Annotated in this window: 16 protein-coding genes; all 16 read right to left on the bottom strand. The window is 57.9% G+C overall.

From position 1 onward, the window contains the following. Positions 1–97: 97 nt before the first annotated feature. The 16 genes from NCR98_RS28235 to NCR98_RS28310 all read right to left on the bottom strand — a co-directional run bounded on the left by NCR98_RS28235 (position 98) and on the right by NCR98_RS28310 (position 23,986). Complete coding sequence (locus tag NCR98_RS28235) at positions 98–2,278, bottom strand: glycosyl transferase family protein (RefSeq protein ID WP_244829944.1); 2,181 nt, start codon at positions 2,276–2,278, stop codon at positions 98–100. After that, entirely contained in the window at positions 2,275–4,500 is a 2,226-nt protein-coding gene (locus NCR98_RS28240) for a cellulose biosynthesis cyclic di-GMP-binding regulatory protein BcsB (RefSeq protein WP_250528003.1), read from the bottom strand. Before NCR98_RS28240 ends, NCR98_RS28235 begins: the two co-directional genes overlap by 4 nt. A 192-nt stretch (positions 4,501–4,692) precedes the next feature. Beyond that, positions 4,693–5,892, bottom strand: a complete 1,200-nt coding sequence (gene wecB, locus NCR98_RS28245; protein WP_244829942.1) for a non-hydrolyzing UDP-N-acetylglucosamine 2-epimerase — start codon at positions 5,890–5,892, stop codon at positions 4,693–4,695. Positions 5,893–6,358: 466 nt separating this feature from the next. Next, positions 6,359–6,889 carry a type VI secretion system lipoprotein TssJ gene (gene tssJ, locus NCR98_RS28250; protein ID WP_250528004.1) on the bottom strand — a complete coding sequence of 177 codons (531 nt, stop codon included), beginning with the start codon at positions 6,887–6,889 and terminating at the stop codon, positions 6,359–6,361. Between the two features lie 21 nt (positions 6,890–6,910). Then, a complete protein-coding gene (gene tssG / locus NCR98_RS28255; protein ID WP_250528005.1) occupies positions 6,911–8,053 on the bottom strand; it encodes a type VI secretion system baseplate subunit TssG in 1,143 nt (380 codons plus the stop codon). Continuing rightward, positions 8,017–9,864: a type VI secretion system baseplate subunit TssF gene (gene tssF, locus NCR98_RS28260; protein WP_250528006.1), complete on the bottom strand. Its 1,848-nt coding sequence runs from the start codon at positions 9,862–9,864 to the stop codon at positions 8,017–8,019. The genes tssG and tssF overlap by 37 nt, the downstream gene beginning before the upstream one ends. Positions 9,865–9,872: 8 nt before the next feature. Then, positions 9,873–11,453 (bottom strand): type VI secretion system protein TssA, encoded by a 1,581-nt coding sequence (gene tssA / locus NCR98_RS28265; RefSeq protein ID WP_250528007.1) that lies wholly within the window; start codon positions 11,451–11,453, stop codon positions 9,873–9,875. Continuing rightward, entirely contained in the window at positions 11,453–13,789 is a 2,337-nt protein-coding gene (locus NCR98_RS28270; protein ID WP_284503974.1) for an ImcF-related family protein, read from the bottom strand. The genes tssA and NCR98_RS28270 overlap by 1 nt, the downstream gene beginning before the upstream one ends. 1,180 nt (positions 13,790–14,969) lie before the next feature. Then, on the bottom strand, positions 14,970–16,205 hold the full coding sequence (locus NCR98_RS28275) for a KPHS_23130 family T6SS system protein (protein ID WP_250528009.1): 1,236 nt from the start codon (positions 16,203–16,205) through the stop codon (positions 14,970–14,972). A 3-nt stretch (positions 16,206–16,208) separates the two neighbouring features. Further along, on the bottom strand, positions 16,209–16,466 hold the full coding sequence (locus NCR98_RS28280; RefSeq protein ID WP_250528010.1) for a PAAR domain-containing protein: 258 nt from the start codon (positions 16,464–16,466) through the stop codon (positions 16,209–16,211). 458 nt (positions 16,467–16,924) lie between these two features. After that, a complete protein-coding gene (locus tag NCR98_RS28285; RefSeq protein ID WP_250528011.1) occupies positions 16,925–17,689 on the bottom strand; it encodes a tetratricopeptide repeat protein in 765 nt (254 codons plus the stop codon). Between the two features lie 428 nt (positions 17,690–18,117). After that, positions 18,118–18,597, bottom strand: a complete 480-nt coding sequence (locus tag NCR98_RS28290) for a hypothetical protein (RefSeq protein ID WP_250528012.1) — start codon at positions 18,595–18,597, stop codon at positions 18,118–18,120. A 184-nt stretch (positions 18,598–18,781) separates the two neighbouring features. Then, positions 18,782–19,798 (bottom strand): hypothetical protein, encoded by a 1,017-nt coding sequence (locus NCR98_RS28295; protein WP_250528013.1) that lies wholly within the window; start codon positions 19,796–19,798, stop codon positions 18,782–18,784. Then, positions 19,792–20,148 carry a hypothetical protein gene (locus NCR98_RS28300; protein WP_250528014.1) on the bottom strand — a complete coding sequence of 119 codons (357 nt, stop codon included), beginning with the start codon at positions 20,146–20,148 and terminating at the stop codon, positions 19,792–19,794. Before NCR98_RS28300 ends, NCR98_RS28295 begins: the two co-directional genes overlap by 7 nt. Before the next feature lie 255 nt (positions 20,149–20,403). Continuing rightward, a complete protein-coding gene (locus NCR98_RS28305) occupies positions 20,404–21,366 on the bottom strand; it encodes a hypothetical protein (protein ID WP_250528015.1) in 963 nt (320 codons plus the stop codon). 472 nt (positions 21,367–21,838) lie between these two features. Beyond that, the gene (locus NCR98_RS28310) at positions 21,839–23,986 is read right to left on the bottom strand and encodes a hypothetical protein (RefSeq protein ID WP_250528016.1); all 2,148 of its coding nucleotides are present in this window, start codon (positions 23,984–23,986) and stop codon (positions 21,839–21,841) included. Positions 23,987–24,105: the final 119 nt, after the last annotated feature.

A 24,105-nucleotide genomic window follows, 5' to 3' on the forward strand; every position in this document is an offset into this window, starting at 1 on the left:
GTTCCGGTGTGCAATCGAGCCCCATGCTTTCTCGCAACCAAATCGATTCTTTCCCGCAAAGCCGATTCTTCGCCACGCAGGCGCGCACGATAGCGCTTCATTGCCCACCCGCCCGCTTCGCATACCGGCGCCGTTGCTCGCCCACCGCCGAAGCGAGCGCTTCGCTCGTAATCACGCGTTCGGCGACCATGTAATCGCCGATACGTCCATGCCGCTCCGGCCGATAATTCTGCAACGCCGTTTCGAACGCGCGGCGCGTGACGAGGCCCATCTCGATCATGATGTCGCCAAGCAAGGGCACGCCGCGCGCAGCCTCGTCGTTCACCGCCTTCGCGGCCGTCTGCTCGTCGCCGGAAAGCGCCGACACGCCCACATCGCGCAACATCCGCAAGCCTGCCGCGATCTCGCTTTCGCGCACCACGTTGATCGATACCGCGCAGCCGGTCGCTTCGCGCAATTCGGCGAGCGCCGCGTCATCGAGCAGACTGGCGCTCACGAAGATCGCGTTGCCGTTCGCGTCGGCGCCCTGGGGCATGGCGCGCAGGCGCACGAGCGTTTCCGGCGGCACCGCGACGCCCGGCTCGTTCTGCATGCGAGCCACGTCGAACCTTCCACGCGGCAAGTCCGCCTGAAACGCGATTGCTTCCGCGAGCGTCTCCTCGTCGAGCCAGCCGCGCGTGACGAGCACGCGTCCGAGCGGCGCTTCGCGCGCATGGTCCGTCTGCTTCGCCTGTTCGAGCCGTTCGGGGTCGATCGCCTGCCACGACACCAGCAAGTCGCCGAGGTCCTGACGCGTGCTGCGCAAGCCATCCACGCTCGGGAAATCGTGCATCGTCTTGTCCCACGCGAGCCGCCTTCCCGTCACCACATGCACGATAAAAAGGCGCCACGCGCGCGACACCGCCATGAAGTTGACCACGTTGCCGATCACCATGCGCGGCACCGCCAGAATGCCGTGCTCCCAGCCGTAAAGCCGCGTCGTGAAGATGATGCGCTGCGTGACGCGCAGCAAGAGCGCGACGAAGTTCGCGGCGAGCAGCGCCTGCAGCCAGCCGGAATCGATGAACGGTGACGGAAAGAAATCATTCGTGAAGCCGAAGTACGAAGCGCTCGCGAACAGCATGAACTGCACGGCAAGCAGATAGGCCAGCATGCCGACGAACGCCGTCACCACGCCCTTGCGGTCGCGCAGCAAGAGATAGCGGTTGGCGAGCGTGCCGCTCCAGCCTGTCAGCGCCCAACCTTGCAAGCCGATGCCGAGCGTCCAGCGCGCCCGCTGCCGGTACGCTGTGCGAAACGTGTCGGGGAAAAATTCGCGCACGCATAGCGGCATGGTGGTCGTGATCTCGCGCTCGGGACCCAGGCCGAACCACACCTTGCGGCGCGACGTGAACTGCACCGGAAACAGCGGAAAGATGGACTGCATGCCCATCTTGAGAATGCGCGCGCCGATATCGTAGTCTTCGGTGAGGCTCTCGGTATTGAACGGCTGACTCTCGGTCTGCCGAACGAGCGCGAGCATCGCGCGGCGCGAGAAGCACGTGCCCACGCCGGCGGAGGGCACCGCACCCGCGAGACTTTCGCGCACGACCAGATCCTTTGCGTGCCATTCCGCGAACTCGTCCATGTACGTGCCCGCGACCAGTTCGAACCAGTTGCGTTCGAGCGATGCCACCGGCAACTGAATCATGTCTTTACGCGGCAGCAAATAGTTGAAGAACTTGAGTTCGATGGGATGCAGCACGTCTTCGCTATCGTGCATGACGATCCCCGCGAACTCCACGCCCGCCTCGAACTCATAGCGCAGAATCGCCTGCACGAGCCAGTTGAGACAGTCGGCCTTGCAGGTCGGCCCGTCGTGCGGCACTTCCACGCGATGCAAATGCTTGTAGCGATGCCGCATGCGCTCCACTTCGCGGATCGTCGCCGGATCGTTCTGATAGGTGCCGACGAAAATCGTATAGCTGCGGTAATCGAGCACGCGCACGAGGTCTTCGATCATCGGCGCGATGACATCGTGCTCCTGCCAGGCGGGCACCATGATGGCGATCGGCTGCTCGTCGCGCGCGTAAAGCTGCTCGACGGTGAGCGGCGCGTAACGGCGTTCCACCGTCACGCGCCGCCAGAACTTGCGGGTCCAGAACCAGATATCGATGAAGAGATCATCGAGACTCGACAGCAGGATGATCGTCGCCACCACCGCCGCGACGTATTCAAGTGTCTGGTAGTACTCGGCGACGAGTATCTGGCCGTACCACCTGATCGTTTCCAGGATCACGCGCCGTTGTCCTTCTTCTGCCGGCGCAGATGCCTGCGGCGCGCCTGACCCGCCAGCGCGATCAGCACCAGCAACAACACCACGAGCACGGCCGGAATGCCCCAGCGCGCCCAGTGCCGCGTGATCCAGTCGGAGCTGCCCGCCGGTTCATCGACGAGTTCGTCGGGATTCACGGTATCGAACTGCTTGAGGACGCCGCTGCCGTCCACCACGGCAATGTCGCCGCGCGAGAGTTGCAGCTTGTCGCTGAGTACGGGCATGGCGCCCGCCGAGCGATACACCACGCCGCTTTGCCCGTTTGAGCTCGCCACGCTCACCACCGCGACACGCGAAAGGCCCGACATGTCGAGCAGCATGTCGCCCGAAGCGGACTTCAGCGAAAGCCTGTCGGCCGAATAGACGGCGGGATTGTGCTCGTCGGCAAGCGGGACATCGGCGGCGAGGAACGCGCCATCCGGATGCACGGTCGCGCCCGACTCGCTCACGGCGAACTTCGCCTGCACGGGAGCGACGCCCGCCGCGCCTGTCAGATAAGCGAGACGCGGCACGCTGTTCAACGCATCGTCGAGCCAGGCGTGCGGCACGTAAACCGTCGCCGCCGATGCAAAGCGCGCCGCCATGCCCGCGAAGGTGTTGTCGAGCGTGGAGTTGCCGAGTTGCAGATGGCTCGTCGGCAACACGGCGACCGGATAGGCCTGGCGCGCCTGACAGCCCGCATCCGGTTGACGGCGAAAGCTCACGCGCAATTCGTTGGTGCGTGCAAGCGCATAGCGCGGAATCGGCACGACGATGCGTTGACGCACGCCATCCACGTTCAAGAGGCGCGCGCCGATCATCACGTCGTTGAAATACACCGTGGCGGTCGCGCCGCCGTTGGAGAGTGTCGGCGATGCCGCGAGGTCGAGCACCACGTTCTGCGGCAGACGGCCGTTGCCCGAAGCCGCGGCGAGGTCGAAGCGCGCGGACCACGACGCGTTGGTCTGCACGTCGATGCTGCGCGGATCGCCGCCGAGCTCCGAAAGCGCGATGTTGTCGCCGCGCACGCGCTGGTCGGCATCGATCGAATGCACGATCAGCCGGTTCGATACATCGATGGGCCGCCAGCTTGCCGCCAGCGCGCCGATGCCGCGCGTGTCGCCGACCACGATCACCGCGCGTCCGCCGACATGCGCAATGCGCACCTCGCCCGGCGCGAGCGGCGCTGTCAGCGTATTCATCGTGCGGGCGCGCCATTCGTCGAAGGCGGGCACGGCATCGGGGGAAGCGGTGGCGACTTGCGCGCGCAACGAATCGAGCGCGCCGACGATGCGCTTTCTCATGCCGTCATCCGCCACGATCACGTCCGGACCGAACGCCGCGCGCGCTCCGAGCGCGACGAGCGCGCCGAGTTCGGCGTCATCGCTTATTGCATGCTTGCCGCCCGAGGCCAGCGCGCTGAACGCGGGAATCGCGCGCAAAGCCGCGGGCACGTCGATGCCGGTCAGGTCGGCCGTATCGCCCACGGCTGGCAGCGCCTGCACGAGCGGGCGCTTGCCGTCGCGTTGCAGGAGCGCATCGGTGCGCCAGGCCGTGTCGAAGGCGTCGCTGGCGAGTTTTGGCGACGACACCGCGAGCACCGGCGCGTAAGGCAGCGCGCTCCACGCCGTGCGCAGATCGCGAATATCGGCGGGATCGAAGCTGAAGGTCAGACGCGTTTCCGGACGCACGCGCAGCACGTTGCCGATCGCGGTCTGGTCCGTACACACGTTCTGATTGATTACCGAGGCGAAGCCGAGCCCGAGCCGCACGAAACCGGCCGAACGCGGCGCGCCGTCCACGCCGATGTTCACCGCAACGTTGCCCGCGTCCTGCGTGAAGGCGCGCGAGAGCACGGGCGAGCCGTCGAGCGAGAGCAGCATCGTCACGCGTCCGCCGTCGCCGCGTACGTAACCGCCGTCGAGTTGCAGCGTGGCGTCGCTGAGCGGGACATCGGCGGGAACGGGGAGATAGAACTCCTGGCGCGTGTCGGGTGCGCTCAGCGTGACGTCTTGCAAGAGCCCTAGCTCGCGTAATGTCACCGTGCGCGCTTCGCGGCCGTTGAGCCCGAGATGCGCGAACGTGCTTGCAAGATCGCCGGCGGCGGCGAGCGCCGCGCACGGAAGCGCCATGAAAAAGGCCGCCCATGCAGCGGTCAAAGCGAGTGCGACGCGCAATCGGCGCGGTTTGATGATGTCGTTGATCAAGGCGAATGGCTCGAATTTTGGCGCATTCTCACGCACAGCCGCTCTGTCGCCCGAAGAGGCTCGAGAGCGCGAACGCGCGAGATTGCGATGGTCTTTTTGGTGCAACGCCCAAGCTGGCAGTTATTTCGTTCGATATCCGCATCGTTCGCTTCGCGGCCTTGCGGCGCTTCGCGCGATGCGCGCACTGCCGCACTACGCAACCGCCGCGCGCATCAGACGATGCTGCTCCTCGGACACGCGCAAGTCGGGGCGAAACTCCTCGAAAGGACGGTCCAGCAACGCTGAGACGATGCGCGACGAGGCATGGCCGTCGCCATAAGGGTTCACGCTGCGGGCGAAGGCGGCGCGGGCGCTTTCATCGTCGAGAAGCAGCGACACAGCGCAAACGATTGCATGGCGATCCGTGCCGACGAGCCGCGCGGTGCCGGCCTGCACGGCTTCGGGGCGCTCGGTGACATCGCGCATCACGAGCACCGGCTTGCCGAGCGCGGGCGCTTCTTCCTGCACGCCGCCAGAGTCAGTCAATACGATGGACGCGCGCTGCAGGAGACGCACGAAGCCCATGTAGTTCTGCGGCTGGATGAGGAACACGTTCGGCGAGGCGCCGAGCGCGCTGATCACCGTGGCCTGCACGTTCGGATTCAGATGCACCGGATAGACGATCTGAACATCGTCACGCCGGGCGATCTCGCCGAGCGCCGCGCAGATATCGCGCAGACCCTGGCCGAAGCTTTCGCGCCGATGACCGGTCACGAGCACGAGTTGCTTCGAATCGTCGAGATACGGGAAGCGAGCATCGAGCGAGGCTCGCAGCGTGGCGTTCGAGTCGATGCGCTTCGTCACTGACAAAAGCGCGTCGATCACCGTGTTGCCCGTGATGATCGAGCGGCCTTGCAGCGTCTCGCGCGCGATGTTCTGTTCCGAGCGCTGCGTCGGCACGAACATGAGGTCGCTCATGACATCGACCACGCGGCGGTTCATTTCTTCCGGCCAGGGCCGCGTCATGTCGCCGGTACGCAAGCCTGCTTCGACGTGCGCCACCGGCACGCGCCGATGAAACGCCGCGAGCGCGCCTGCCGTTGCCGTGGTGGTGTCGCCGTGCACGAGAATGCGGCACGGCTTTTCTTCTTCGATGACGTTATCGATCGCGCCGATCAGCCGCGCGGCCAGCCCGTTCAAACTCTGGTTCTCGGACATGACCGCGAGGTCGTACTGCGGAGCGATATCGAAGAGATCCAGCGCCTGTTGCAGCATCGAGCGATGCTGACCGGTTACGCACACAATGGACCGAACGCCCGGCTCCGCTTCCAGCGCCTTGACTAGCGGCGCCATCTTGATGGCTTCGGGGCGCGTCCCAAAAATGGACAGTATCGTTGTTCGCTTCGTTGTCATTGGTCCCGACGGCTACACAATCTTTAACAATTTCGATTGTATTCAGACGTTTAGAAACCTTCTGCCAACTAAAGTGTAAAAAAGTCTAACCAGAGCATTCTGCCCTTGCGTGGCCATGTTTTGTCAAGGCATGGACGGTGGTTTTTACCGGAACGGTTAGTTTTTTCCCACACTTCGAAGCGCGCAGCCGCCGCATGCGCACGGCCGTTTTATACGATCAATCCAAGTCGATATCCAGTAGTACCGAACTCATGGATTTCCCATGAGCGTCGAGAGCGAGGGACGTCGGGCCCTTGCCTGGGAGCGAATGCCATTGCCGCGACACAGCCGTCTTCTATCATTCGCTGCGCAGCCCGCCATGCAGACTCCCGTGAGCATGGATAGCGGGCGGACGTTGTCCGTAGTGAGGAACGCGGTTCGCGAGCGAAATGTCCGTCGAACTGAATCAGTGCCCCGGTGCGCAAGTCTATTTTGTGCCGCTTGCCTTAGTATCGGTGAGCTCCGTTACTTGCCGATCGGATAGCCCGAGTTTGAGCGGAGCATCGGCGGACAGCTTCTTCGCCTCGACGACCTGCTTCCAGCTTCCGTTCGCAGGCGGATCGCGATAGAAAGCGGCGATCGCTATGTATGCCGTTTCCTTTTCCAATGGCTGTGAAAGACTCGCCGATGCAGCTGGGTTGACCACCACGCCTAGGCTTGCCTGGAGATCCTGCGCGAGCATGGTTTTGTCGTCACGAATGAGATCGCCATAGGCCGCGCTGTCGAATAGCTTGCGGTCCTTCAGTTGATAAATGCGTACCGCCACTGAAGTCGAACGACCCGCCGCGTCCTGATTCAGCCCGGCGCGCGCGGTCAGATCCACGTCGAGCACTTTCACCCGCTTGTGGAAGACTGCGTTATAAGCGTCGACCGAGGTATCGGAAACGGTTTGCCAAGCGCCGCATCCGGAAAGCAGCAGCGTCGCGGCGACGCTTGCTGCGCTAAATCGTTTCAACATGATTGCCTTCTGCTATTGAAGTCACGCCGCGTGCGGGCTGACATGTGGCTTGAGATAAGGATTGATGCCGGGAGCAGGAAGCGCCTCGCACACACCGAGCGATATCTCGATGTCGCGTTCCGCCTCGGAGGGCAGCACCACGGTCCAGCCGAGCCGCGGGGCGCGCGCCCCCAGCAGGACACCAACCGCCGGTGTCGGAACGAAACGCGAGGACATCTGCACGCGCAAATGCACATCGGCCTTGACGCCGATATAGAGACGCACCAGTGCCATCAGATCGCGATGCAGCCAACCACCGGGCAGGAGATCGTTGGCCTGCTCGGCGTCGCGCGGACGCATCGTCACACGCACCGCACGGCTTCGATAGGTAATTCGCTTGCCGAGCACATAACCTCCGCCGAGGCCACGTCGCTTGCTGCCGGCGCTTGCGGCACCCACGTCTTTCGCGCTTAGCGGCGAACCCTGTTCCGTGCGCTTCGCAACCGGCCAGAACTCATCGACCCTGACCTCCACGCCGGGCGCACCAAGCGCAATGACGCCAGCCAGACCCTCCGGCGTGCGAGTACGTTGAACCATCAGACTTAGCAAGGCGAGCATGCGCGAATCTGGCAAACCGGCGCGCGCGGGCTTGTTGCCCCAGCCGAAACCAGCGAGACACAAAAGCTTTTGCGAGTGCTGGTCCGTACCGCCGTGGCAAAAACTTTCCGGATAGCGATACTTCTTCCACGTCCGATAAAGCAGCGTCGCCAGCCGATGATTGAATTGGTCGAGAAACGCTTCGACTGCTTCGTGCCCCTCCTCGCGCTGGACGATATCGTCGAGATAATGCGTCGGCATCGTCGCATCGACGCCGTACAGACCCATGAACGTAGTGCGCACGGTAGGCGCAAGCAGGGCATCGCCCTCGTCCGCGTATTCGATACTCGCCATTTCGCCTGCGGGAAAGCCCATACGCGGGCGCGGCCTGAAGCGCACGGGTTCGTGTTCGGGCGTATCACGCTCGCCGAAACCCGGCCTGTTCGGCTCGCTCGCCTCAAAAAGACGGCACAGTTGCATGAAGCTCATTCGTGGCGCGCGCGCGAGCAACGCGGCGACGAACGGTTCGACCCCCGATAGATCGCGCGCCGTCATAGCGGAGCACGCCGCGTCTTGCTGCGCGGCCATTCGATGCGAGCCTGCGACGGCAGACTCACGATGGCGAGCTTCGTGAAGAGATTGATTTCCGCATACAGTTCGAAGAAGCGATGCAGCAGTTCGGCGAACAGCATCACGTCGCCTTCGCCCGAGAACGCCTGCGAGTCGAGCGTCACTTCGATCAGCACGCCGCGCTCCACAGCGCCGCCGGAAATCTCCTCCAGCAGTTGCTCCGAGACGTGCAGAATGCCGGCGAGCCGCCGCCGGTTGAGTTCGTCGTTGGTCCAGTCATAAAGTGCGAGCGCGCCGCGCAAGACCTCGGCGTTGAGCATCGATAGAAAATTCGGCGCGAGATGTGACAACACGCGCCACTGAAACCGGTCGCCGGTGGGCGGATAAAGCGGCAGCGTCGGCGCGACGAGATTACGCACGCCGCCCACGTTTGGCGTGCTGAGCGCGAGCTCGTCGATGCGCGCTTCGCGCAAACCCTTACGCGGCAACATTCCGTTGGTGCCGGTCACGCGTAGCGATATGCTTTCCTCTGGCAGCGTCTGCATCGAATCCCATGCATGTCCGCCAAGAATCACCCACGTCTCGTGTAGACCGTCCATACCCGGCCGCACGCGCGTATGGAAGTATCGTTCGGGCGACTCGTGCCGCAACATGCCTCCGCGATGTCGAAACGTCGCGAAGGGAACATATTCGAAGCGCTCGGCGGTTTCGTGATCGAAAGATTCGGCGGCATCGACCGAATAGGTTTCGACGTGCCCGCCCTGATGCCCCGCGGGCACCACGCGATACTCCGTCTCGTGATGATTGATTACCACCGGCTCGGCGTCGAGGCTGAACAGGTTGATGACCGGCGTGCAAAAGAGACGCAAATTGTCTTTGTTAAAACGCTGATCCGACGGATATGCGTGCTTCAACACAATTTCGAACTCGAAGCGCGTCGCGCCCACCGGAAGCATGTCGATGTCGAGCCCGCAAAGATCGACGAACAGAAACTTCTCGCGGAACGTGAAATATTCGAGCAGCAGCTGATAGCCCGAACATGCAGCATCCGACTTAGGCCACAACCGTTCTTCAGGAGAGAACCCTGCTGGTTCGATGCTCACGCCTTTGCACGGCAGGGCCTCGCCGTTACGAACCTCCGGGATGCGCCATTCGATGGCGTCGACCTGACGGGTCAGCGCAAGGTGCATGGCAAATGCCGTCGGCTGATCCGCGCTCAGGTGTAGTCGCAGGCGCGAGAGATCGGTTTCCGTGCGGCGCGCCGAGTTATCCAGTTCAAAGGCTATCCGAATGACCGAACGGCCGTCGTGCCGCACCGCGGGGCCTGCCTGCAAGAGGCGCAACGGCTGCATGGCGACGGGCTGCGTCGTGCGGTAGAGGCATTGCACCGTCCGAGGCGCAGCGGTTGTGCCTGAATCCGTCGGCACGGAAATCGGCGCGGAGCGCACCGCGACGCCTGCCGGGACGTATGCGGTTTTCTGCATCCGCTCGCCTTGCGGCAAGAGTTCCACGACGGACAGCGATGGGATCATCCGCAAGTAGTGCGGCCAGAGCAGGCTTACGATGCCTTCTGTCAGCTCCGGCAGTTCGTCGTCGAGTTTCTGCCGAAGCCGGCCCGTGAGAAACGCAAAACCTTCATAAAGACGTTCGACGTAGGGGTCGCGATCACCCACGCGATCGAGATTGAGCATGCGCGCGCGATCAGGATGCGCCCGTGCGAACTCGCGCCCAGACTCGCGCAGATAACGCATTTCTGCTTCGTAGTAGCGCAGGACCGGATCGCCGCGCGAGAGGTCCTGATTGGGGTCTTGTGTCGATTCGTCGTTCATCTATGTTTTCATGACAGCGTGAGCGCACGCGCCGGGTCCAGCACGATCAGTTCACTACGCAGTTCGCCGATACGGTTGGTCAGCGTTGTCTTGTCGGCGTCCTTGCGGACGCTCATCGTCTTCAATGCACGCATCAATTGCTGCTTGACCTCAAAAGCGAGCGCCGGCTCCCAGCGTGCGAGAGGCAAGGTGCGCGTGGCGGCATCGAGTTCCGCGAGAAGTGAGAGTGCGGTATCCGCGCGGCCGGCCTGCTCGGCCAGACGCGCCATCATCAGGCGCTGCAGATAGCGATGCTTGTCTGTCTTCATGCCCGGCAGCGCATCGAGCCAGATAAATGCAGCTTCAATACCATCGCGCGCGGACAAATCACGCGCCTGTGCTTCGATCTCGGGCCAGTCTCCGGCCGCACCTTCCGCGGCATTTGCCGACACCGGCAACGCCGCGATACTCTCGCCTGCGTCAAGATCGCGCACGACGGCGTGACGCGCGATCCACTCGAGCGTGACATCATCGGCGAAAGGTGTACCGTCAGTGAAGGCAAGCCGCTCGATGCCGGGAAGACGTTCGAGAAAGAGCGCGAAATCCGCGCGCAGCAAATCGCGCCATGCATCATAAGGCGTGCCTACGTTATCGAGCGCAACGTGCTGAAAATGTTGCAGATCGAACCAGAGGTGATTGACCCCTTCCATGAACGCCGCTTCGACGCGTTCCAGCAACTCGTTCCACTGCTTTTGCAGCACGAGGCGCTTGAACTGCTGACGCAATTCGCCGCGTGGCGCGGCGAGGCGGGTTCGAGCGCCGGCATCCGCGGGCGGAACTTCGTGAAGCGTATCCCAACGGATACTGCGCACGAGTCGCGCAGAAGGCAGATAGCCGTTTTCCTGATCGCGCAACCATGCTGCCATGGTGCGAGCCTGATCGAGCAATTCGCGCTGCGATGCGATCGGGGCGCTACCGGCAAGCGCCGGAGCCGACGGAATCGGCGCGGTCGTGCTCGGCTCGGCGCTTTGTATGCCGTCGTCCTTGCGTTGGAAGCGAGAGGCGAGCATCTGCAAGTTGGGCCGCGCCGCTTCCGGCCATGTGAGTGTCTTTCCGACGATCGCATCGAGCGCGGCGACCGCGCGTTCCACATCACCAGGATCGAAAGCGTCCCGGCTGTCGAGCAAGTCCAGCGTGCGTGTCGTAGCGAGCATTTCGAGCGCGCCCTTCCTGGCTTCGGGACGCAAAGGCAAGATGGCATCGCCGAAGCGGTCGATCATGGCAGCAGCGAGTTCGAGACCATCGACGAAGCCTTCAGGTCCGTCCTGACGCAATCGCGCAAAAGCGTAATGGCCCGCGACACGCAGATCCTTGCCGACTTCTTTCGTGATTTGCTCGCACGAGCGGACAATCAACGAATCGTCGATGCCCGAAAGTTTTCCTGCTTCATCCTTCAAGCTGAAAAAGGCGTCTTCGTAACCGGGATCTCGACCGACGCCTGCATCTCCGGGAAGCGGCGCGAGCCAAGCCTCCCAAGTGTCGAGGCGAGCGCGAGCAAATTGGGCAGCATCGCGCGAAGGGAAAAGCGTTTTAAAAAGACCAGCAAACATCAATGCATCTCTATGGTTGCGCCTTGCGGCAAGGGAATGCCCAACTGATTCGCCGCAGTGAACGCTCCGGGAGGCAGCGGCGGAGGGTTCGAGGCCGCCGACGTCGCCTTCGTCTTCGCGGGGTTATTGACCAGGAAGACGCGCTCCGGCAAAGCGAAGTGTCGTAACACAAGCACATCGAGCGGACCCGCGCCGCCTTCCGCGCGCATCTGCACCGAAAGCGGTAGCGCCTGACTTTGATCGGGTGTCCAGGAAAGCAAGTAGCGCGCGCTGTCCTGTTGCGTAACCTTCGCACGCTCGAGCAGGCGTATCACGCCGAAACGGCCTTGGGCATCGAGGGCCGAGCGCAGGCCGCCTTGCGCCGTTTCCCATTCCAGATGCGTGACGTTCTCCAGCGACTGGCCCGGCCATTCGAAGGGCATCCATTCTTCTTGCTGATTGAAGTACTTGAACGTGCGGCCCGCAAGCACGAACGTCATCTCGGTGACGCCGGGAGTTGGCACACCACGGAGATCGAAGCGGACGTGTGCATCGCCGGATGGAAACATCACGGTCGAGACGCGCGTGAGCTTGTTGAGCGCGATAAGGAACGCGGGATCGAGCGTAAGCGCGCCCTGATTCGCGCCCTGCGCCGCGACCCAGTGATCGCCCTGCCGTTCGATGATGCCTGCAAGTTGCGTCGCGACGAACTGCGCAATCACGCCATTGTCGAGCCGCAGGAAGCGCGCAAGATCGGGCAACGATGCATCGTTGTCAGAATCCGCGAACGGATAGCGGGATGCGAAGTTGCGATTCCAGTCCGCGAGAATGGCCGTGCGCCAGATGTCATTCAGACTTGCGGACGCGGGGCGCACGACAACCTGCCACGTCTGGTCGAAGGGAGCTTCAAAGAGTTTGCCGAAACCGGCCCAGCGCTCGCCGAGGCTCGCGGACACACGGCTTGCGTAGTCGCGGCTGTCAGCAATATCCGAAGTCTTTCCTTGCAGCATCGCTTGCGCCGCGGCGCGCGACATGGCGTCCGGGTCGGGACTGGACATCATCTGCTGCGTTCTCAGGCGCATGGCGGTGACGCGTTCGAGATAGCGCGGCAGACTGAGGTCGCCGACAGGTTGCGGCACGCCTTTCCCATTCGCGGACGCAGCGGCCCCGAGATCGCTTCCGGTCAGGCGCAGGACGGGGCCGAATGCTTCGGCGAGCGGGGTGTTTCTAGCTTGAGCGCGCTTCGATGGGTCTTTCTCATCGGCGCCCACGAGTTGCTGCGCCTTCGTGATCAGACTGTCCGACAACGTTTGCGTCGATGCACCCGCGCCGGCCTGATAGACGATTGCGTCCATCAACGCGACGAGCGGCGAGCGTTGCGGGTCGCCGAGCAGTGTCAGTTGATCGACCGTGCCGGAAAGCGACGATGCATCCTGCCAGCGAATACCGTTGAGAAATTGCGCCCAGGCGCGGAAGTAGTCGTCGAAGTAGCGTTGGCGAAGTTCGGCCTTCAGCGCCGACGGCGATGTATTGTCGGCTTTCGCGTCTGAGAGCACCCAATCGCCTGCGACGGTGTGATGTTCGCTCGCCTCGTCGATCGCTTTGGGAATGCGTTCTTCCCAAGCGGCGCGCGTGAAAACGCCCGGGACCGTGGCGCTCGTGCCGAAGAGGCCGCGACTAGGATGATCCCCGAGGATGCCGGCCAATGTCAGCGGCGGATATTTGGGCTTGGTTTCATCGATGATCTGCTGGTAGATCGCATCCGTCGAATTCTGGATTCCGCGCACGCCGATGATCGTCTGACGCGCCGACGCTATCAGTGCCGCGTCGGGCGTCAAGGCCGGCGACGCCCCGTGCTTTAAGTGGCTTGCATAGAATGCAATTGCGTGCTGGCGCAGGTCCTCCCACGCGCCTTGCGTGAGCGTCGCATTTTGCTGGCGCGCGGGTTCGTTGGTGGCGAGTAGCTGCGTCGTAAGGAAGGTTGCGTCGGCGTGCTCGGGGTTGGCGAGCATGAGATATGTTCTGAGCGTGTCATAGGCTGCCTGAACTTGTGCGTTGCCGCCACTGGCGATTTCGGCATCCGATAGCGAGGCAAGTTGGCTCAGGCGGTTTTCGAGTTTGGCTTTGATGGGAACGATCAGGACGCGTGAGGCGGCGTTGAGGTAAGCCGGCCAGAGGCGCTGGTATAGGGCGGCGTCGTGGTTCAGACCGAAGCGGGTGTAAAGCGGCGCGCCTTCCTTGCTGCGGATTTCGAGCGTGTCGAGTTGTTTGTCGAGCGCGTTTAACGCCTGCAGTCGTTGCGCGGGATCTTTCGCGGATGACAGACTTTCCAGCGTGCCTGCATCAGTTCGGACCATTGAGCGATTGACGAAGCCTGAAAGCAACGTGCCAGCGACAAATATGCCCAGGACAACGATGACGCCATATGCCGCCGCGCTCGATAACGACACGCCCACACGGCGGCCATGGATAGCGCGACTGTGCGTTAAGACGGATTTCCAAAGAGCGTCATAAGACGGCAATGCAAAAGCTTGTTCGCTCACTTCGCGATCTGCGTCCTCGACCTGTTCAACACAAATCGGGGCAAACAGCAAACCGTGTACATCACTGCGCCAGAATCCCGACGTTCCAACCGTTTCGAGGAGGACACGTAACGCGGCACGAAACCGCTCTATGTGTTGCGACATCTCCGCCGCAGCCCGATCGAGCGGGTCGCGAGCAAGGCGTGCAACCCCGTTGCCTGCAAGACTGCCGGCGAGATTCGTTAGAGTGGTTTCAAGTTCTGCCGAGTTCGAGCGACGATCCGACCACGTCACGCCAATCGATGCGTCGTACGCGGAAATATTCCCGGTACACCTGACGGCATCGACAAGATAGACAGGCGCCGACCAGCACAACGTTCGAGCCTGAAGCACGAGGCGCTGCGCCATGCCCTCTGCATCGAAGGGCGTCCTTGCCGGGCCGAGCACTTCAGTGCAAGCAACCACTGCGTCCACAGGGCGGTGACGACGTAACCGCCGAAGTTTTTTTAACCATTCCACGTCGGGTTGACCGTCGTCATGGCATCCATGGAGCAACACGGCGCCTTGAATCATTTGCCAACCGCTGATGGAAAGTCCTGGCGCGATGCGATCCACGACCGAGCGCTCGCCGGCTACGAGTATCCACCGAGCCCGGTGTCTCCACCTCAACCCGAAGCGATGAACGAGCGCGGTCTGTAATGCCTTCGCGCGGCCGGCCGAGTCTTGCGAGCGCAAGTTGTCAGCCGTGCCACCGGGTGGACTACCTTTTTCCGCGTCGTACCGCATGAACCATCGTGTGGCCCTTAGCGATGCAATCAACAGCAAGATTGCCTCGAAGAACTTGCTCAGCAAAATCAATATCAAGAGCACACAAAACAACGAAAGTTCAACGATGAGCAGCTTGTCTCCTGACAAACCAATGCTTGGGCCCTTTACCGCCAAGCCAACCGCCAATGCCAGATAGACGATGAAAATAGCGATAGCAATTAAGAGCGCCAGCGGTCTTTCTCTTTGTTTAGTCACGTTCTTTCCTGCAAACCAGAGCGGTCATTTCGTCGTCTTCCCGTGCCAAAATCAATTGAGGGTTGGGGCTCGCGCCTGCGCTTGCTGCAGCTAGCGCAAGCGCGAGCCAACCGCTAGCAGCCGAGCAGTCGCCGATCGACGACTCGATCGAGATCAATTGGGTTTGCTCATCGAGCTTCGCTGACCGACGAACAAGGCCCACATCATCTTCTTGCAAACCAGCAATCCAGACAGCGCTCAATTCCTGCACACTTGCCCCGGACCAACGGCTTGCAAGGCCAATCGCGTCCGCGATCTTATCGACGCCTGATTTGACCGGCCGGTGCAGGTGCACTGCCGGCTGACCGCCAGCCTCAGGCTTGGAGACATAGCCAAGCAACACGGCAACCCCTACTTCGGCGACTCCCCCGCCGAGCACGTTGCTTATGGCATTGCGAAGTTCGATTGCAATGACGAGATGAAAGGTATTTTCGTCTTTCTGATCCAGCCACGCGTCGGTGGTGAAGAGCGCAAAAACGTCTTCGCAACTGATCCGGAGATCGAACTTTCCAAGCTTTTTCAGCAACGCGCAAATTCGATCAATCACAGGCTGCGTCTTGAGATTGGCGTGCAAGCAGAGATGTACGTGAAGCGTGCTTTTTCCCGGTAAAGCTGACAACGGCAACTCTAGATCGCTGAGTATTTGGTCGATCAGCCATTCGCACACAGCCAGATGACGAGTGTGCTCCCCCAGTTCGTTGCTCGGATAAAAAGGCTCGCCGGGCACGTCTATCCAGCGCGCCAAGACTTCTCTATCTCTCTCGGCAGCGCTCAGACGCAACTCTGAACGAACTTTTCCATCGACGATGCTCTGGAGACTGTTTTCCTTCTTGTCCGAAGAGTAGTGCCAGGAATAGCCATAAACGGTCAATGGCTTACTGGCGGCAGCGTGACATGCTGCTTCTGCATCTTCGCTAACTCGATTATTGGCAAGCGCTGATGCTCGCGCCGCGGAACTGTATGCCAAAGTCGAAAAGAGCAAGAAGGCCCAAATCAGAACGGGGTATCCGACGGCGCAGAGCCAGAACCAGGCCGTATCTGTCTTATGGCTCTCTCGCCAAAGAGAAATCACCATGGTTGCGCCAATGCACAGTGCAAGCACCAACAACGAACCCCAAAGGACGAGCGACCCTCTAGGTGCAAGCGGAACCGCCGCTTTCGGTGGAATTCTTTCGAAATCGATTGGCATCGTCTACTCGACGGAAGCACCGAGCGGGGATGCAATCAAGTACGCGCCACATTCCGTGTGGTCTCCATCACGGGAGAGTGAGGCGATGCCATCTTTTATCCGCTTGCTTCCTTCGACGATCCGGTTGTCGCCATGGATTGGGCAAGAGACAAAGTCTCCGATGCGGGCAGCACGTCGACCTTTGACTTTAATGCGGTTGGAGCCGCTGAGGATCCTGCCGCCGTGGCTGGTTACATCGCCTTCGTATGCTAGGTTTTTCATGATGGTTTTGTTTTGCTTCGCGCCAACGGAAATCGGTTCAATCTAGAAGCTTGGGCTTTGGGTGCCTAAGCGCTTGCCCTGCTGGGACCACGTCACGCTTGGTTTTGCAGATAAGGAACCACCCGTAGCGACTCGTCGTACACGGCGCTGGTGCGGTCATCACCCATTGCGGTCCAGCTTCGCCTTGCAGGCGCGTGCAATTCGCCGTTCTAGTTGATCTTGTCTTCCAATTAGCGGCCCTTTTGCGATTCGGAGAATTGGACCTCCGTTACGAGCTCCAAAAAAAACAGAGACCTATGCGGAAACACCATTTTAAGAATCACCAATTTGACTTAATTATCGAAATTTTTCATGGCTTGCATACTCAGCGTATTCGTCAAAGATGTGATGGACATCTCCTAAACACCGTTGCCTAAGTTGCGACTCAAGCCTCAACATTCAATCCGGCGTGCATAAGTCTAATTTTCCTTTGCAGCCTGTCGATTCTTTACTCGCGATGGAATGTTCTTGGTTAAGCCGAGTGAGTTCATTTTGGCCTCGTAAGCCACATAAAGCGGTATGGCCTTACTCTCAAATCCGTTCGTCCAGTAGGCGTCAGCGAGGTTAAGCTTGGCAACAAATCGTTCCGGGAATTCTCTCACTATGTGCTCTAGCAACGGTATTGCCTCGTAAGATCGATCATACTTTGAAAGATAGAAAGCGATATCATTTATTTCCTGCACAGTATTTACATCAATATACGGCACTAGCTCTGCAACGCTATAAAACGGAAATAATCTGATGAATTCTTTAATAGCCGCCTCATCTTTTATAATGGTCCGAAAATAACGAAGCTGCGAAATCACCGCTTTCCTCGACTGGGTTGAAGGCGTATATCGAGGAGGTCTGAGATCGCCTGGCGCAAAGCAGCCTTCGACACGCGCAACATATTCTTTTGAGGCTACTTCGCCAGAGTTTAGGTAGGGCTTTTCTCCTGTTACTTCTCGTCGTAAGCACCAATTCCCAAACGAACTATCCCATTCATAAATGTTCGTAAAAATCTGTCCCCCTTGACTCGAACAGCTGCCGTCAATGGCTATGGAATACGCACTTGGAACCTTGTAAACTGCCATCGAGCTACATGAATCGAATTTATCCACATTATATAAATGGACAGTCCCATCTGTCGCACGATAGCTGATTTTTAGCTTGTCGTGATCGTTTTTAGATGTCAATGTACTCACAACGCCAATCCTCTCGAAATCGTCTCGAAGTACGTTTTCGCGCGCGTAAGCCGGCAAATCTATGACCGAAATTAAAATAACGAAAATCAAGCACTCGCAGGTTGCTTCTCTCCACTTCACAGATGTCAATTCTCTGCGCCCTTATTTTATAGAATGACGAGACTATCCTATCGGTTCTACGAAACTCTCGCTCTGACATGCGTCAAAGCAAAAGATGAAATCTATGGCATCGCGCGATCTTCAATAAACTTACACCGTTTGCGAAAATCCTTTAGATAGCTGACATCTCCTTGACCGCGTTGATAACATCGCGGCAAACATGCCGCTATTTTGTGGCTTCCGATGCAAAAGTCTGCGTGGTACTCTACCCACTCTAAGTAGTAGTCCGCCATAACACTGCTTTTTGCGGTATTAGCTACAGTCTTCCGTTAGTCGATGCCATCAATCGGCGCCACCGTCCCGATGCCTCTAAAAGTTCGCGAATTGAACCTTTGATAAATTCCTGGCTCACAGACTCTGTTTGATAAAAGTTTGTCGCCTCGTTTCACATAAACTCCGCCGAGTGCGCTTGCGTACACTACGTAGTTATACGCACCGCGTCGAAACTTAATGTGTGTTGAGCTTGCATTGGCTGCGGAAACATCACTGATACTGAATCTATTATGTGGCGGAAGGCTCTGTTCTGGATATTGAAGTTCGATCTTCTCTTTCGTTCCGATGCGATATTGTACATAGCCGTTGTTCGGCGAGATATTACCAGATGCACAAAGAGAAATTATTTTTCCGCTGGCATGACAACTGAAATACACTTCCTCAAAATCCTTACAAAGCGTCAGTTCTGCGTGTGCAACATTTAATGTACTGGAGCTGATCGCGAGCGCAATCATAATCTTTTGGAAGCTGAGCATTTTGTTTACACGCGATCGTTAGATTGTAGCGACTCAGCCTATGAGCCAGTCTTGGTTAGTTAATTCACAATTCAAGCCCTAAGGCAATGCACGAACTTTTTTTATAACGCAGTAATATTACACGCCATCCTACGGCTACCATCTTTGTAAGATCAAAATCCTAATAGAATGATTATTCTTTAGGTTAATCCACAGTAAGAGGCGCTTTTGGAGGTACGGAAATCCACTCGCCGATCAATTTTGGCTTCAAGGCTTTTAGGATGAACAAGCCGGTCACATTCGCGCCTTTGTCTGTTTCAAGCAGATAGGTTTCATGTCTTGAGTTCGACCCATTCAGCCTCATCGCAGCGGATGCGTTCGAATACGTATAAGCCCCCTCTAAACACAGATCTTCGACCGAAATCGAATAATTAAATCTATATTTACCCCCGATAAGCGAGCGCCCTTTCTGCGGCTCGCATTTTGGTTTGGACCTGGCCAGGCAAGAGAGTCTGCCACGAAAGACGATGGCATGAGCCTCAGCGTTCGCAACTAGAGCAAATCGATCACCCGGTCCCGGAATAAAATCGAACCCCACGAGGGATATTAATGATTTGCCCTCGGCGTCGGTTATGTGAATTGATCGACTGCCTGATTCGGGATCGTTGCGGCTACATAGAAAAATGCTATGGTGCGCAAATTTGAGGCTTTTAGCCTGCGTACACCCATCAGCTCGAGTAACTTGGCTCGTCGAATTGTCGTCGACGAATGAAAGCAGTCCAACGTCGTTCACAGTTTCATCTACGACGAACTTTTCCAAAGGAGTCTTCTTGCAGAGGGTCCCCACTAGTCTAGATTGATCTACTGCGTCGTAGACGCTTTTAAACGCACAATCTGTGTATAAGGCGCCGCCACTCACGTCAATTGGCACTATCACGTGATACTTTCTCCGCGAGCCTTCAGAATTAATCTCTAACGCTACGCCTCCGCCGACAAGGTGCACCAAGTTGGAATCCAGCGTAGACTGGCTTTCCAGAAGATTTTCGTAACGCTTTAGCGGCATATCACCGTTGTACAACTGAACAACATTTCTTTCGCCTTCTCGCTCGATTTTAAGCTGCAAGGTGTTACTTGCCTTTTGGTCGGATAAGTCAAAAGTTTGCGCCGATATTAGCGGAGAATAAAAATTAGCAAACAAAAACAGGCACAAAAGCTTTAACATTTCGACAGTTCCAGTATTGACTTAAAGTGAATGGCGAATCCTGCGATCGTTTCGGCTTTATCTAAGCCATTGATAATCTTCCGTGCGTTCACGAAGTCCACGGGTTCGTCGTTGATATAGTTTGACAGTTTCTTTCCAGTGAAAAGCCCAGTTTCCATTCCATACACTGTCGCCCAGGCTGCGACCTCGGGCTCTAACATTCGATCCGGATCATTAACTAAATCAATGCCAAGTGACTGACCTATGGCGCTGTAATTATTCGCCCAGGTCACTTGAACATAACCGACGGCGCAGAGCCATAACCGGACCGTCTCTGTCTTATGGCTTTTTCGCCACAAAGAAGGCGCCACGGTTGCGCCAATGTACAGTGCGAGCACCTACAGGACGAGCGGCGCTCTGGGTGCAAGGGGAATCTCCGCTTTCGGGGGTGCCTAAGCGCTTGCCTGCTGGGACCACGTCACTTTCGCCGTTCGGGTTGGGTTTAATCTTCCAATTACTGTCCTTTTGCAATTTGGAGGATTGGAATTGCGCTACGAGTTCCAAAAAATTAAGAGAAAATTATAAACGCGAATTTACCATCCTAAAGAAGACTTCCCTTCAAATTCTCATTCGTCGAGAGTTGACGTAAGTATCCATTTTTTTATTTTTTTGCCATTAGCCTGTGTGTATTCTGTCTTAACCCATCCGTCTTTGCTAACCCCGAGCACTTTTACCCTGTCGCCCGGAACTAGATATGCGGTTGTTCTTGCTAATGCGTCAGGAGAATCATACAGCCAAGATTTGATCCGGACCCTGGTATCAAGAGCTAACTTACTTTCTCTTTCATTCGATACTTTAGCAAGCTTATTTTCAATGTACCTTGCATCAGACGCTGCACCCTCGCGTCTGAGTGCTGCGGCTATCTGCATGTAAGTGTGTCGATTATCATTACTGGGGGAGTCACACGAGATTAAATTCTCGATACCCAATGCATCGACCACGCGATCGCGCAATGTTCCTGATTTTGGTGATTTTCGAAAATCGGTCCATAGTTGATTAGCAAGATCTTCCTGCCCCTGCAACATCTCGCCCGAACGGTCGCGCCCCTGCTCAATCCAAGCGTCTTTTTGCTGCGACCAGGCTCCCGAGCAGATAGCTCCAGTTTCGAAGCTAATCATGCATCCGGTAGACGTGTCTACGACGGGGCAATATTGATTTCCCACTATACGTGGCTCCTTGCCTGCACTTTCGAGCATTCCCTGTCTAACTAGTGGGAGCACCAAATAACGCCCGCTAAAAGATGAGCTTCGACCGCTTACGCCATTGAAGACAACGCCGCCATTGATGCTTAACGATTCGTCTGGAAGGAACCGCAGCCAGTCGCCTGTTTTCAGTTTGAGCCGGGCGCGCGCCCACCCTGATCCAAAACGTAGCTCATTAGTACCGGATAGATGATCGCTAAATTGCAACACTTGACCACCTGGCAATTGGGCGGTGACGTCTGCGCTAACATTTGCGAAACTACGCGTCACAAATAATGCGCATGAAACGAACAATAAGACCAAGAAAGAGTGAGTACTTAATCTCATTGGGACAGCGCTCCACTTAATGATGCGTAACGAGTATTGTTGTCATTCATTCGCCTTCGTGCGGCGTAAGCCGCAGTCAACGCTGCCTCGTGTGCCGTATGCTGCGCACCCCACTTCGCGGGATCGTTCGCAACCGATGGATTAGCATGAAAGAAGTCAGTCAGAGCCCTTCCAAAATCGTCGGCAACATTGCCAGGCCGATTTACATGTTGGTCTAAGGCTAACGCCCGCCCTAGATCGTTTCGACAAAAGTCTCCAATTGTAGAAGTGAACCCCGTAGGAATTATAGAAATTACTAACCTAAGTCGGCGCACGAAATCCTTTACTTGTTTCTCCTGGAATTCGTTATCAATCACTGCATTTACGATGGATGCTAACGGCTTATTAGATACGACATGACCAAAGGCTTTCGCGTTACAGCCAGTCCTAACGAGGCTATAAAGTTCCCGTCCGGTAATAGGCGTGCCGCCGGTTAAAGATTCATCACTATAAACATAGTGGCAATGGGCGATTTGGATCCAGTATCTTCAACGCTCCAACCGCAATCGGCGAATAAGCGTTTATAAGCGGCCCCGTTTTCTTGTTTAAATTCGGCAACTTGAATTGGAAATTCCCCAGCCCCCCGGATATTTACGGTTTTTTGACAAGCTCCGGCGGTGAAGATCTCGCTATCGTACGCTTGAACCGAATCCATCTTCCCTTCGTTTTTAGACATAGCCACTAAAATTCTGTGTTCGCTTTGCGTCATCTGCCCATTGGAAAGAAGGCACCGCATCGCGGGCGATGCTTCTAAGCTTACTCCCCCCCAATAGACGGGTCCGTAGTGCACGGTCTGACCAGACCACCGCGAAACTTTGAATTTGTCGACATAACAGCAGCCACATGAACAACCGTTTGACGCTTCAAAATTCGCCACCAACCCAATCGGATTGATATGAAACACATCTGACCCAGGAAAGCCTGGGACTTTTGCCTTCACCTCATCCCACCAAACGAGCTTCTCAATTCGCTTCTGTTCTTCGTCATACTGCGGTGTCCGTCCCGCGACCCTTTCGATCTCCGCATAGAGCTGCTTCCACTTATCCGGATTCGCCCACTCACTCTCGTGCTTCACAATTAACCGCGAGGCCCGCTGCATCAACCACGGATAGTGCCCCGACTCCCCCGCATAAGACACGCACATATCGTCCGCAGCGCCACTCCCATCTCCCTGTGGAAACAACACACGGTAGATGGTCCTCATCATTGGACTCAGCTTAGTCAGGGATTTCGCGTCTGGCACGTTCGCATGACCGGCATAATCCACCCAAGCTTGCGTAGTCGCAAACATTGAGTGCGCGGGGTCGTGCGCATCGTCGATGCAAGAAAAGTCCACCCACGTCTGAGCAAATTCACGCGTCACCCTACCGCCCGCGAACGCCTCCTCCCGCACCCATCCTTCTATGGCTTGCCCCCGTGGATCCGCACTTCCGACACGCCACCAGTTCACCTTGCGTCCGGTGCGATCAGCGTTCTGTTCCACATGCTGCTTATTTCTGTCACGTGCGAGTTCCCCGAGCGACCAACGCTGCACAACTCCGGTCATGGGTGCGCTCGCACCTTCGCGCTCGGCATCGTGGAATAGCTTCGTTTGGGTGTCGATACGCAAGATCGTCGGTTCTGCAGACAAGCCCAGCGGAGTCCAGTCGTCCTTATGCGCGCCATGCGCTCCGATCCACGTTCGGGACTGGTCGATGAACGTTTGCACGCTGTCGTCGCAAAACGCCTCGATGTGTGCCATGCGCGTGGCCGACGAACCTGCGTTCAGCGAGTCGTAACGTCCCAGATGGCCAATCAAGTCACCAGCCTTGATGGGAATACCTTGAGCACTCGAGTCGCCCGCGCTATCCAAGGTCGACGCAGTAACCACGACGCGATCGAAGGTGTCGTCGGGCATGAACGCTTGTACCAGCGGACCGCCGTTTTCGTTGCCAAGAAAAATCCATCCGCCCACGGCTGTTGACGGCGGAACCCCACCCGCTTGCGGTGCATACAACTGCGCGCCATGTACGTCGGTGATCTTTCCCCAGCCGTGCTGTTGTTCTCCGATACTGACGCATGCGCCCTGCGGGAGTATGGCCATGGCATGACCTCCTCGTTGGCCTCCTCGCGGCGTCGCGCGTACTGTCAAACCCTGCTGACCCGGGTCAGCAGCCGACCCAGTTCTACTGACCTCAGGTTTATCCCGAGCGTGCTCGGTCACCTTGAATTGCGTAGACCAGTACGACGGTTTGCTTTTCCCCACATCCCGTTCGTAGTCGTCGTAAGCCTGAAGGTGCATGTACACGCTATAGAACGTGAAGGTCTTTCCCTTTGGGAACTCCATCGTATGCCGCACCAAGGCAAACCCGGTGCTGTATAAGGCCTGAGAGGCCGGCTGATTGCTGGAAGCCGGAACCTGGCTGACCGGATAAGCGCGATTGACGCGGTAGGCGATGACATGGCCATCCGCGATGCATCGAACCCCTTGGTTGAGATCCAGCTGCGTACCCGCGCCCGTATCCGTGATGTGTATCCCGCCATGCCACATTCCGCTCTTGCTTACGAGATAGCTCCCTGACGGTTCCTTATTGGCGAGCATTTGATAGATCTCGTGCTCGTCAGTGAACTTTGCCGCCGCGTCTGCAGGGCGTTGTCCCTTCTTCAAAAAAGGGAACCCAAACGATATTTGTTTGACCTTGGTATCAGGCGGCGCGGAGC

Source organism: Caballeronia sp. GAWG2-1, assembly GCF_023631405.1.
GTDB lineage: Bacteria > Pseudomonadota > Gammaproteobacteria > Burkholderiales > Burkholderiaceae > Caballeronia.

What these genes read in the sequence shown, in the direction of transcription:
- tssG (WP_250528005.1), bottom strand. Translation starts at nt 8,053, where the DNA reads ATGGCCGCGCAGCAAGACGCGGCGTGCTCCGCTATGACGGCGCGCGAT.
- NCR98_RS28295 (WP_250528013.1), bottom strand. Translation starts at nt 19,798, where the DNA reads ATGTTAAAGCTTTTGTGCCTGTTTTTGTTTGCTAATTTTTATTCTCCG.
- NCR98_RS28310 (WP_250528016.1), bottom strand. Translation starts at nt 23,986, where the DNA reads ATGCTCGCCAATAAGGAACCGTCAGGGAGCTATCTCGTAAGCAAGAGC.
- tssJ (WP_250528004.1), bottom strand. Translation starts at nt 6,889, where the DNA reads ATGTTGAAACGATTTAGCGCAGCAAGCGTCGCCGCGACGCTGCTGCTT.
- NCR98_RS28275 (WP_250528009.1), bottom strand. Translation starts at nt 16,205, where the DNA reads ATGCCAATCGATTTCGAAAGAATTCCACCGAAAGCGGCGGTTCCGCTT.
- tssA (WP_250528007.1), bottom strand. Translation starts at nt 11,453, where the DNA reads ATGTTTGCTGGTCTTTTTAAAACGCTTTTCCCTTCGCGCGATGCTGCC.
- NCR98_RS28305 (WP_250528015.1), bottom strand. Translation starts at nt 21,366, where the DNA reads ATGAGATTAAGTACTCACTCTTTCTTGGTCTTATTGTTCGTTTCATGC.
- NCR98_RS28270 (WP_284503974.1), bottom strand. Translation starts at nt 13,789, where the DNA reads ATGGTCCGAACTGATGCAGGCACGCTGGAAAGTCTGTCATCCGCGAAA.
- wecB (WP_244829942.1), bottom strand. Translation starts at nt 5,892, where the DNA reads ATGACAACGAAGCGAACAACGATACTGTCCATTTTTGGGACGCGCCCC.
- NCR98_RS28280 (WP_250528010.1), bottom strand. Translation starts at nt 16,466, where the DNA reads ATGAAAAACCTAGCATACGAAGGCGATGTAACCAGCCACGGCGGCAGG.
- NCR98_RS28290 (WP_250528012.1), bottom strand. Translation starts at nt 18,597, where the DNA reads ATGCTCAGCTTCCAAAAGATTATGATTGCGCTCGCGATCAGCTCCAGT.
- tssF (WP_250528006.1), bottom strand. Translation starts at nt 9,864, where the DNA reads ATGAACGACGAATCGACACAAGACCCCAATCAGGACCTCTCGCGCGGC.